The 10,207-nt window shown below is 68.6% G+C and carries 10 protein-coding genes and 1 tRNA gene; 9 read left to right on the top strand and 2 right to left on the bottom strand.

Annotated features, from left to right (window positions below; genetic code table 11):
* Positions 1 to 69: 69 nt before the first annotated feature.
* Positions 70 to 1,194 (bottom strand): Gfo/Idh/MocA family oxidoreductase, encoded by a 1,125-nt coding sequence (locus tag Q0112_RS16310; RefSeq protein WP_297977041.1) that lies wholly within the window; start codon positions 1,192 to 1,194, stop codon positions 70 to 72.
* Between the two features lie 212 nt (positions 1,195 to 1,406).
* Between Q0112_RS16310 and Q0112_RS16315 the strand changes: the two genes are divergently transcribed.
* Positions 1,407 to 1,482 (top strand) — tRNA-Trp (locus tag Q0112_RS16315).
* 124 nt (positions 1,483 to 1,606) lie between these two features.
* On the opposite strand, the gene Q0112_RS16320 is transcribed toward Q0112_RS16315, so the two are convergent.
* Positions 1,607 to 2,992: an MFS transporter gene (locus Q0112_RS16320; protein ID WP_297977042.1), complete on the bottom strand. Its 1,386-nt coding sequence runs from the start codon at positions 2,990 to 2,992 to the stop codon at positions 1,607 to 1,609.
* A gap of 158 nt (positions 2,993 to 3,150) precedes the next feature.
* On the opposite strand from Q0112_RS16320, the gene Q0112_RS16325 reads away from it, so the two are divergent.
* The 8 genes from Q0112_RS16325 to rpoB form a co-directional block, all read left to right on the top strand.
* Positions 3,151 to 3,597 (top strand): VOC family protein, encoded by a 447-nt coding sequence (locus Q0112_RS16325; protein ID WP_297977043.1) that lies wholly within the window; start codon positions 3,151 to 3,153, stop codon positions 3,595 to 3,597.
* An 83-nt stretch (positions 3,598 to 3,680) separates the two neighbouring features.
* Positions 3,681 to 3,878, top strand: a complete 198-nt coding sequence (secE, locus tag Q0112_RS16330) for a preprotein translocase subunit SecE (RefSeq protein WP_297977044.1) — start codon at positions 3,681 to 3,683, stop codon at positions 3,876 to 3,878.
* Between the two features lie 148 nt (positions 3,879 to 4,026).
* Positions 4,027 to 4,560, top strand: a complete 534-nt coding sequence (gene nusG / locus Q0112_RS16335; RefSeq protein WP_297977045.1) for a transcription termination/antitermination protein NusG — start codon at positions 4,027 to 4,029, stop codon at positions 4,558 to 4,560.
* 206 nt (positions 4,561 to 4,766) lie between these two features.
* Positions 4,767 to 5,195, top strand: a complete 429-nt coding sequence (gene rplK / locus Q0112_RS16340) for a 50S ribosomal protein L11 (protein ID WP_297977046.1) — start codon at positions 4,767 to 4,769, stop codon at positions 5,193 to 5,195.
* Positions 5,196 to 5,199: 4 nt separating this feature from the next.
* Positions 5,200 to 5,898 carry a 50S ribosomal protein L1 gene (rplA, locus tag Q0112_RS16345; RefSeq protein WP_297977047.1) on the top strand — a complete coding sequence of 233 codons (699 nt, stop codon included), beginning with the start codon at positions 5,200 to 5,202 and terminating at the stop codon, positions 5,896 to 5,898.
* Between the two features lie 228 nt (positions 5,899 to 6,126).
* The gene (gene rplJ, locus Q0112_RS16350) at positions 6,127 to 6,642 is read left to right on the top strand and encodes a 50S ribosomal protein L10 (protein ID WP_297977048.1); all 516 of its coding nucleotides are present in this window, start codon (positions 6,127 to 6,129) and stop codon (positions 6,640 to 6,642) included.
* 77 nt (positions 6,643 to 6,719) lie between these two features.
* On the top strand, positions 6,720 to 7,103 hold the full coding sequence (gene rplL, locus Q0112_RS16355) for a 50S ribosomal protein L7/L12 (protein ID WP_297977049.1): 384 nt from the start codon (positions 6,720 to 6,722) through the stop codon (positions 7,101 to 7,103).
* Between the two features lie 253 nt (positions 7,104 to 7,356).
* Positions 7,357 to 10,207 (top strand): DNA-directed RNA polymerase subunit beta (gene rpoB / locus Q0112_RS16360; RefSeq protein ID WP_297977050.1); only part of this gene is annotated, 2,851 nt, incomplete at its 3' end.

Consider the following 10,207-nt stretch of genomic DNA (forward strand, 5'->3'; position numbering starts at 1 on the left):
CGAGCTCGACTACCATCGCGGCGATGATGCCATCCTCAAAGCGGTCCGCCACACTGCTTCAGCAGCCTGCTAGAGGTCGGCCGGGCGCACCCATCGGCCTTCGCCGGCGGAGCGGACGAAGCCGTGTACCACCTGCTCGATCTTCAGGCCCTCGGCGAAGTCGATGGCGCGGGTCGGGCGGCCGGTCGTCGCCTTCAGGAGCTCGGCGAGCTCGATGACCTTGACCTCGTTGAAGCCGAGGCCGTGGCCGGGCGCCGGGCAGAAGCGGGCATAGTCGGCATGCGCCGGACCGGAGAGGATGCGGCGGAAGCCGCGCGTCCCGACCGGCCCCTCGGCGAGATAGAGGTTGAGCTCGTTCATCCGCTCGTTGTCGAGCCAGAGCGCCCCGTGCGAGCCGTAGACCTCGACGCGGAGCCCGTTCTTCCGCCCGTGCGCGACCCGGCTCGAAGCGAGCGTCCCGCGCGCGCCGCTCGCGAAGCGGACGAGGGCGTGGGCGACGTCGTCGTTCTCGACCGCCGCCGTGCCGCCGCCCGGCAGCGGCCGCTCGACATGCACCGTGTCGACGACCGCGGTCAGCGCCTCGATCTCGCCCATGAGCATGCGGGCGAGCGAGACGAGATGCACGGTCAGATCGCCGAGCGTGCCGAGGCCGGCGTCCTGCGCGCGCAGCCGCCAGGACCAGGGCAGCGCCGGGTCGGCCATATAGTCCTCGTCCACGCTGCCGCGGAAGTCGAAGGGCGTGCCGATCGCCCCCGCCTCGATCAGCCGCCGCGCCTCGACGAGCGCCGGGTTCTGCAGGTAGGCGTAGCCGAGCGCTGCCACCCGGCCGCTGCGGGCGGCGGCTTCGGCCATGGCGCGGGCGTCCTCGAGGTCGAGCGCCATCGGCTTCTCGCACCAGACGTGCTTGCCGGCCTCGAGCGCCGCCACCGCCATCTCGCGGTGGAGCCCGTTCGGCGAGGTGATCGAGACGAGTTCGACCGTCGGGTCGGCGACGATCTCGCGCCAGTCCGTCGTCGCGCGCGCGAAGCCGAAGTCGCGGGCGCAGGCGGCGGCATGGCCGGCGTCGACGTCGCAGAGCACTACCCGCGCGATCTCCGGGACGTCGCCGAAGACGGCGCGCACGGCGCCATAGGCCATCGCGTGGCACTTGCCCATGAAGCCCGTGCCGATCAGCCCGACGCCGATGCGCTCCATCCCCGCTCCGTCCCCTGCGTGAAGGCGCGTGGCTCTTCGCGGAGCCCGCGCATGCCGATGATCCCGAGATCCTGCCGTCGCAGAAAGGCCGCGACCTGTAAAGCGCCTGCTCGCCTGTCCGGATGTGGTGGAGGCCGGCCTCGTCGCGTTGGCAGGTGAGGGCGGATTGACTCCCTTCCGAGCGCACCGATATAGAGACGCTGCGTCGCCTTAGGGGTGTAGCTCAGTCGGTAGAGCATCGGTCTCCAAAACCGAGGGTCGTAGGTTCGAGTCCTATCGCCCCTGCCAGCACGCAATCCAATTCCCTGCCGAGGGTCTGCCGCATCCGTACGGGCCCGCACAGTGCGGGCTTTCCTTAATGAGCTGAAAAGACACGATAAAGAGGTGGGCGCTAACCACTTCTCAACGAAGGTTAACCCCCAGGAGGCCAGCGGGCGGTGGCCCGGCGCGAGATGCGGAGCGTGCTCGCGATTCCGGCGAAGAGCGCGAAGGCGGTGGCGAGGCCGAGGCTGACGGGCTCGGCCGATCCCGGCAGGAAATGGAAGACGAGCGCGACGATGGTGGCCCCCGAGGTCATGCCGAGGAGGCGGGCGGTCGCCAGCATGCCGCCGGCCGCGCCCGAGCGGGTGCGCGGCGCGGCGGCGAGCATGGTGCGGTTGTTGGGCGCCTGGAAGAAGCCGAAGCCGAGGCCGCAGAGCGCCATCCGCCAGGCGATGTCGAGCGCGCCTGCGTCGGGCGGGAGGACGCCGAGCAGGGCGAGCCCGATGGCCAGCAGCAGCATCCCGAAGCCGCCGAGCAGGCCCGCCGACATCCGGTCGGAGAGCCGCCCGGCGAGCGGCGCGACGAGACCGAGGGCGACCGGCCAGGGGGTCATCAGCAGGCCCGTCTCCACCTGGTCGCGGCCGAGCACGCTCTGGAAATAGAAGGGCAGGGCGACGAAGGCGATGATGAAGGCGACGAAGGCGCAGACCGAGGCTCCGACCGACAGGGCGAAGACCGGGTTCCTGAGCAGGTCGATCGGAACGAGCGGCGCCGGCACCCCGCTGTTGCGCCGGACGAGCACCGCCCCGGCCGCGACCGCCGCGAGCAGCGCTGGTGGCGCGAGCCGGCCCGCGCCGTCGCGGGCGAGCGCGTCCGCGCCGATGAAGAAGAGGCCGAACATGACCGGGCCGAGCAGGACGCTCAGCCGGTCGAGCGGCCGGCTCGAGGTCTCCGAGCGCGGCAGGTAGCGCAGCGCCAGCCAGGTGTTGAGCAGGCCGAAGGGCACGTTGATCGCGAAGAGCCACGGCCAGGGGCCGATGGCGAGGACGGCCGAGGCGAGCGAGGGGGCGACGGCGGCGGCGATCGAGACGACGAGACCGTTGAGGCCGACGCCGCGCCCGAGCATCGCGTCCGGGTAGGTGTGACGCACCAGCGCGCCGTTCATGCTCATCACCGCCGAGCCGCCGAGCCCCTGCAGCACCCGCGCGGCGACGAGGAGCGGCAGGCTGCCGGCGAGCGCGCAGGCGAGCGAGCCGAGGGTGAAGACGACGATGCCGACCTGGTAGACGCGGCGGTAGCCGACCCGCTCGCCGAGCGCCGCGATCGGCAGCAGCGTCGCGAGGATCACGAGCTGGTAGGCGTTGACGATCCAGACCGCCGCCGAGGGCGAGACGCCGAGCTCGCGCGCGATGGAGGGCAGCGCGACGTTCACCACCGTGCCGTCGAGCACCGCCATGGTGATGCCGATAGAGATCGCGAGAATGGCGAAGTAGCGGCGCGGGACGGGCAGGCCGTCGGGGTGGATCTCGTCGGTCATGGCATCCTTCTCGCGCCGGCGACGATGCGGCGCGCCGGCACGACGTCAAGGGCTCTGGGCGCATTTTCGCGCCTTGCCGGCGCGGTGGTTGACTCCCGCAGCGGAGTTACGTTGATATCAACTCAATTGTACCGGGCATCGGAGGAGAGGAGACGCCGATGAAGATCGTGACGAGCCTGAGCTTCCAGGGGCAGTGCCGCGAGGCCTTCGAGTTCTATGCCGAGGTCCTCGGCGGCCGGATTACCGCGGCCATGCCCTATGGCGACGCGCCGCCCGACATGCCCGTCGACCGCGAGAAGTACAAGGACTGGCTGATGCACTGCTGGCTGGAGGTGGGCGACCAGGCGCTGATGGGCGCCGACATGGACGTCGGATGGGCACCGAACGTCGACAAGCCCAAGAACGGCTTCGACGTCACGCTCCACACCGGGGATCAGGCCGAGGCGCAGCGCTGGTTCGACCGGCTGGCCGAGGGCGGAAAGGTGGCGATGCCGTTCGGCGAGACCTTCTGGTCGCCCGGCTTCGGCGCGCTCGTCGACCGGTTCGGCGTGCCCTGGATGATCAACGTCATCCCCTCGCCCGACTGGAAGCCGGCCGCGGGCTGAACCCGAGGGCGAACCCGGGGCCGCGGGGCTTGCAAAGGCCGGGCGGCTGGCTTAGGTGCAGCCGTCCGACGGAGAGAGTGACGATGGCCCGCACCAACCCCCTGCAGTTCATCCAGCAGGTCCGCGCCGAGGTCGCCAAGGTGATCTGGCCGACGCGGCGGGAGACGGGGCTCACCACGGTCATGGTGATGATCATGGCGGCGCTCTTCGCCTTCTTCTTCTTCACCGTCGACCTGCTCATTCGCTTCGGGCTCGAGACGATCCTCCGAATGAGCTCTTGAAGCCGCGCGCCCGCGGCGTTAAGGGGGCGCTTCCCGACCGGCCGGCTGGCGCGCTGCGATTCGTCGCGCGCCGCTTTGCCTTGCCGGGGCGGAACAGCAGAGGGCGGGCGGCGAGCGCACCGCCCCCGAGTTGAGGTTACGGACTGACATGGCGATGCGCTGGTATTCGGTGAGCGTGCTCTCGAACTTCGAGAAGAAGGTCGCCGAGGCGATCAGGGACGCCGCCGCGCAGCAGGGGCTCACCGAGGAGATCGCCGAGGTCATGGTGCCGACCGAGGAGGTCATCGAGATCCGCCGCGGCAAGAAGGTGCAGACCGAGAAGCGCTTCATGCCCGGCTACGTGCTGGTGAAGATGGAGCTCTCCGACCGCACCTATCACCTGATCAACTCGATCAACCGGGTGACCGGCTTCCTCGGGCCGCAGGGCAAGCCCTCGCCGATGAAGGACGACGAGGTCGCGCACATCCTCAACCGCGTGGTCGAGGGGCAGGAGCGGCCGCGCTCGATCATCACCTTCCAGACCGGCGAGCAGGTCAACGTCACCGACGGGCCGTTCGAGGGTTTCTCGGGGATGGTCGAGGAGGTCGATCAGTCGAACAACCGGCTCAAGGTGTCGGTGTCGATCTTCGGCCGGGCGACCCCGGTCGAGCTGGAATTCGCCCAGGTCGCCAAGGCGTCCTGACGCGGGTCTGAATGGTCCGATGTCCAAGGACATCGGACCAGTGTGAGTGGGCCGATATCCCAAGGATATCGGACCAGTGTGAGTGGGCCGATATCCAAGGATATCGGACCGTGGTGGGAGGCGAGGGCGGCGCGCCGTCCGGACCGCACCACCCCATGTAGCGCCCGAGGGTCGCGACCCGAGGGCATGGAGAGAAGGAGGCCATCATGGCCAAGAAGGTAGCGGGGCAGCTGAAGCTGCAGGTCCCCGCCGGAAAGGCGAACCCCTCGCCGCCCGTCGGGCCGGCGCTGGGTCAGCGCGGCATCAACATCATGGAGTTCTGCAAGGCGTTCAACGCCCGGACCCAGGAGATGGAGGTCGGCCAGCCGACGCCCGTCATCATCACCTACTTCACCGACAAGTCCTTCACCATGGAGATCAAGACGCCGCCGGCGTCCTACCTCCTGAAGAAGGCGGCGAAGCTCACCTCGGCCTCGAAGACCCCCGGCAAGACGGTGGCGGGCTCGGTGACGCTCGCCCAGGTGCGCGAGATCGCCGAGGCGAAGATGAAGGACCTGAACGCGGGCGACGTCGAGGCCGCGATGCAGATCATCGCCGGCTCCGCCCGCTCGATGGGCATCGAGGTGAAGGGGTAAGCCGATGGCCAAGGTAGCAAAGCGCACCGCCGCGGCGCGGAAGGCCTTCGAGGGCAAGGCGGATCTCACGGTCGCCGACGCCGTCGCGCTGGTCAAGGCGAACGCCACGGCGAAGTTCGATGAGACGCTCGAGATCGCGATGAACCTGGGCGTCGACCCGCGTCACGCCGACCAGATGGTGCGCGGCGTCGTCAACCTGCCGAACGGCACCGGCAAGACGGTGCGGGTCGCGGTCTTCGCCCGCGGCGCCAAGGCCGACGAGGCGCAGGCGGCGGGGGCGGACATCGTCGGCGCCGAGGACCTGATGGAGACGATCCAGGGCGGCAAGATCGAGTTTGACCGCTGCATCGCCACGCCGGACATGATGCCGATCGTCGGGCGGCTGGGAAAGATCCTCGGGCCGAGGAACCTGATGCCGAACCCCAAGGTCGGCACGGTGACGATGGACGTGGCCCAGGCGGTGAAGAACGCCAAGGGCGGCGAGGTGCAGTTCAAGGTCGAGAAGGCGGGCGTCATCCACGGCGGCGTCGGCAAGGCCTCCTTCGAACCCTCCGCGCTGGTCGAGAACGTGAAGGCCTTCGTGCAGGCGGTGAACCGGGCCAAACCGTCGGGTGCCAAGGGCACCTACCTGAAGAAGATTTCGCTCAGCTCCACCATGGGGCCGGGCGTGACCGTCGACATCGCCAGCGCGGTGGCCGACTGACGAGCTCCCCGGCGGCGACGCCGGGGTGACTGTCCGAGACGGTGGGCTGCCGCGAGGCGCTAAGTCCTGCCCGAGATGGGGAACGATCAGGATCAATCGGGGCGGCGCCCCGGGCGGTTTTGGCGGGACCTTCGGACCCGAGACGCCGGCGAGCCCGAGACGGGGCGACCGGCGAAAGAGAGCCGGCCGGAGGGGGCGACCCCCGAGGCCAAACTTGGAGCAACAACTGTGGATAGAGCCCAGAAGGAAGGCGTGGTCGAGGAACTCGGCCGGATCTTCGCGGACTCTGGCGTCGTCGTGGTCGCGCACTACGAGGGCCTCTCGGTTGCCGAGATGACGGACTTCCGCCTGCGCCTGAAGCAGGCCGGGGGCGGGGTCCGCGTCGCCAAGAACCGGCTCGCCAAGATCGCCCTGAAGGGGACCCCCGGTGAGAAGATGGGGGATCTGCTGACGGGCATGACGGTGCTCGCCTATTCCGAGGACCCGGTCGCCGCCGCGAAAGCGGTGGAGGACTTCACCAAGGTCAACAAGAAGCTTGTTGTCCTCGGCGGGGCCATGGGGGGCACCGCTCTCGACCAGGCCGGCGTCACCGCCGTGGCCGCCATGCCGTCGCGCGAGGAGCTCATCGCTTCCATCGTCGCGACCATTGGCGCCCCGGCGGCGCAGCTGGCAGGGGCGATTGGCGCGCCCGCCGCGAATATCGCGTCGATCCTCACCACTCTCGAGGAGCGCGAGGCGGCTTGAACGGCAACCCTGACAAGCCCGCGTGGGGCAAGACCTTGCCGCACCGGACCAGACACCCTATCTGATTGGAACCTGACATGGCTGACCTGAAGAAACTGGCGGAAGAGATCGTGGGCCTGACGCTCCTCGAGGCCGCCGAGCTGAAGAAGATCCTCAAGGACGAGTACGGCATCGAGCCCGCCGCGGGCGCGGTGGCCGTTGCTGCGGGCCCGGCTGCCGCCGCCGCCCCGGCCGAGGCCGCCGAGGAGCAGACCGAGTTCGACGTCATCCTGAAGTCGGCCGGCGCGCAGAAGATCAACGTCATCAAGGAGGTCCGCGCGATCACCGGCCTCGGCCTGAAGGAGGCCAAGGACCTGGTCGAGGCCGGCGGCAAGGCCGTCAAGGAGGGCGTCTCCAAGACCGAGGCCGAGGACATCAAGAAGAAGCTCACCGACGCCGGCGCGGAAGTCGAGCTGAAGTGAGCTTGCACGCAACTTGAGGTTGCGTTAACCGACACGGCTGGATCCGCGGAGCGAATCGCGGGTCCGGCCAAATGCGTTTGAAGGCGTGCGTCTCTCTCGGCATCCGGATCGGCGGATGTCGCGAAAGACGCAGGTTCGGTCCGGAGTGCGCGATGTGGGAAGTCGCGCCAGCATTGGGCCCGAAGCGTCGGCACGGCCGAGGCACCCGTTTCCCCGCCGGGTGGCTCGCATGCGAGGTAGAGGTATTCAGAGCATGGCTCAGCGGCATTCAGGTCACAAGCGCATTCGCAGGTTCTACGGCAAGATCCGTGAGGTCGCGGAGATGCCGAACCTCATCGAGGTGCAGAAGTCGAGCTATGACCTGTTCCTGAACTCGGGCGACCAGGAGCGCCCCCTCGACGGCGAGGGGCTGCAGGGGACCTTCCAGTCGGTCTTCCCGATCAAGGACTTCAACGAGACCGCCGTTCTCGAGTTCGTGAAGTACGAGCTCGAGCCGCCCAAGTACGACGTCGACGAGTGCATGCAGCGCGACATGACCTATGCCGCGCCGCTGAAGGTCACCCTGCGCCTCATCGTCTTCGAGGTCGATGAGGAGACCGGCGCCCGCTCGGTGAAGGACATCAAGGAGCAGGACGTCTACATGGGCGACATGCCGCTCATGACCCCGAACGGCACCTTCATCGTGAACGGTACCGAGCGCGTTATCGTCTCCCAGATGCACCGCTCCCCCGGCGTCTTCTTCGACCACGACAAGGGCAAGACCCACTCCTCGGGCAAGCTGCTCTTCACCAGCCGCGTCATCCCCTACCGCGGCTCCTGGCTCGATTTCGAGTTCGACGCCAAGGACATCGTCTTCGCGCGCATCGACCGCCGCCGGAAGCTGCCGGTGACGACGCTGCTCTATGCCCTCGGCATGGACCAGGACGCCATCATGGCGGCCTATTACGACACCGTGACCTACCGGCGCGAGAACAAGGGCTGGGCCACCCGCTTCTTCCCCGAGCGGCTGCGCGGCACCAAGCCGACGCACGACCTGATCGACGCCGCCTCCGGCGAGGTGATCGCCGAGGCCGGCAAGAAGATCACCCCGCGCATGGTCAAGGAGTGGCAGGACAAGGGCGACATCAGCGAGGTGCTGGTACCCTTCGACGCCATCGTCGGCCGCTACGCCGCGCGCGACATCATCAACGAGGAGACCGGCCTCATCTGGGTCGAGGCCGGCGACGAGCTGACCTGGGAGATCGACGCCAAGACCGGCGACGTCACCGGCGGCTCGCTGAAGGTGCTGCTCGACAACGGCGTCACCGAGATCCCGACCCTCGACGTCGACAACATCACCGTCGGCGCCTACATCCGCAACACGATGGCGGTCGACAAGAACATGAACCGCGACCAGGCGCTCATGGACATCTACCGCGTCATGCGCCCGGGCGAGCCGCCGACGGTCGAGGCCGCCGATGTCATGTTCCGGTCGCTCTTCTTCGATCCCGAGCGCTACGACCTCTCGGCGGTCGGCCGGGTGAAGATGAACATGCGCCTCGACCTCGACGCCGAGGACACCGTCCGCACGCTTCGCAACGAGGACATCACCGCCTGCGTCAAGGCGCTCGTGGACCTGCGCGACGGCAAGGGCGAGATCGACGACATCGACCATCTCGGCAACCGCCGGGTGCGCTCGGTCGGCGAGCTGATGGAGAACCAGTACCGCGTCGGCCTCCTCCGCATGGAGCGGGCGATCCGCGAGCGGATGTCCTCGGTCGAGATCGACACGGTCATGCCGCAGGATCTGATCAACGCCAAGCCGGCGGCGGCGGCGGTGCGGGAGTTCTTCGGCTCCTCGCAGCTCAGCCAGTTCATGGACCAGACCAACCCGCTCTCCGAGGTCACCCACAAGCGCCGTCTCTCGGCGCTCGGCCCGGGCGGCCTGACCCGCGAGCGGGCGGGCTTCGAGGTGCGCGACGTGCACCCGACCCACTACGGCCGGATGTGCCCGATCGAGACGCCGGAAGGCCCGAACATCGGCCTGATCAACTCGCTCGCCAGCTTCGCGCGCGTCAACAAGTACGGCTTCATCGAGACCCCCTACCGCCACGTCCGCGACGGCCAGGTGACCGACGAGGTCACCTACATGTCGGCGACCGAGGAGATGCGCCACACGATCGCCCAGGCGAACGCCAACCTCGACGCGGACGGCCGCTTCGTGAACGAGCTCGTCTCCACCCGCAAGGGCGGCGACTTCATGCTGAACCCGCCGCAGAACGTCGACCTGATCGACGTCTCGCCGAAGCAGCTCGTCTCGGTCGCGGCCTCGCTGATCCCGTTCCTCGAGAACAACGACGCGAACCGCGCGCTGATGGGCTCGAACATGCAGCGCCAGGCGGTGCCGCTGCTGCGCGCCGAGGCGCCCTTCGTCGGCACCGGCATCGAGGAGATCGTGGCGCGCGACTCGGGCGCGGCGATCACCGCGCGCCGCGCCGGCGTCATCGACCAGGTTGACGCCATGCGCATCGTCGTGCGCGCCACCGAGGACGTGGCGCCGGGCGATCCGGGCGTCGACATCTACCGGCTGCGCAAGTTCCAGCGCTCGAACCAGAACACCTGCATCAACCAGCGCCCGCTGGTGAAGGTGGGCGACGCCGTCCGCAAGGGCGAGTTCATCGCCGACGGGCCGTCGACCGACCTCGGCGAGTTGGCACTCGGCAAGAACGTGCTCGTCGCCTTCATGCCCTGGAACGGCTACAACTACGAGGACTCGATCCTCATCTCCGAGCGGATCGCCAAGGACGACGTCTTCACCTCGATCCACATCGAGGAGTTCGAGGTCGCCGCCCGCGACACCAAGCTCGGGCCGGAGGAGATCACCCGCGACATCCCCAACGTCGGCGAGGAGGCGCTCAGGAACCTCGACGAAGCCGGCATCGTCTACATCGGCGCCGAGGTCGGCCCGGGCGACATCCTGGTCGGCAAGATCACGCCCAAGGGCGAGAGCCCGATGACGCCGGAGGAGAAGCTGCTGCGCGCCATCTTCGGCGAGAAGGCCTCCGACGTCCGCGACACCTCGCTCCGGCTGCCGCCGGGCGACTACGGCACGGTGGTGGAGGTCA

Source organism: uncultured Amaricoccus sp., assembly GCF_937858865.1.
In the GTDB taxonomy this organism is placed as follows: domain Bacteria; phylum Pseudomonadota; class Alphaproteobacteria; order Rhodobacterales; family Rhodobacteraceae; genus Amaricoccus.

What these genes read in the sequence shown, in the direction of transcription:
- Q0112_RS16310 (WP_297977041.1), bottom strand. Translation starts at nt 1,194, where the DNA reads ATGGAGCGCATCGGCGTCGGGCTGATCGGCACGGGCTTCATGGGCAAG.
- Q0112_RS16320 (WP_297977042.1), bottom strand. Translation starts at nt 2,992, where the DNA reads ATGACCGACGAGATCCACCCCGACGGCCTGCCCGTCCCGCGCCGCTAC.
- Q0112_RS16325 (WP_297977043.1), top strand. Translation starts at nt 3,151, where the DNA reads ATGAAGATCGTGACGAGCCTGAGCTTCCAGGGGCAGTGCCGCGAGGCC.
- secE (WP_297977044.1), top strand. Translation starts at nt 3,681, where the DNA reads ATGGCCCGCACCAACCCCCTGCAGTTCATCCAGCAGGTCCGCGCCGAG.
- nusG (WP_297977045.1), top strand. Translation starts at nt 4,027, where the DNA reads ATGGCGATGCGCTGGTATTCGGTGAGCGTGCTCTCGAACTTCGAGAAG.
- rplK (WP_297977046.1), top strand. Translation starts at nt 4,767, where the DNA reads ATGGCCAAGAAGGTAGCGGGGCAGCTGAAGCTGCAGGTCCCCGCCGGA.
- rplA (WP_297977047.1), top strand. Translation starts at nt 5,200, where the DNA reads ATGGCCAAGGTAGCAAAGCGCACCGCCGCGGCGCGGAAGGCCTTCGAG.
- rplL (WP_297977049.1), top strand. Translation starts at nt 6,720, where the DNA reads ATGGCTGACCTGAAGAAACTGGCGGAAGAGATCGTGGGCCTGACGCTC.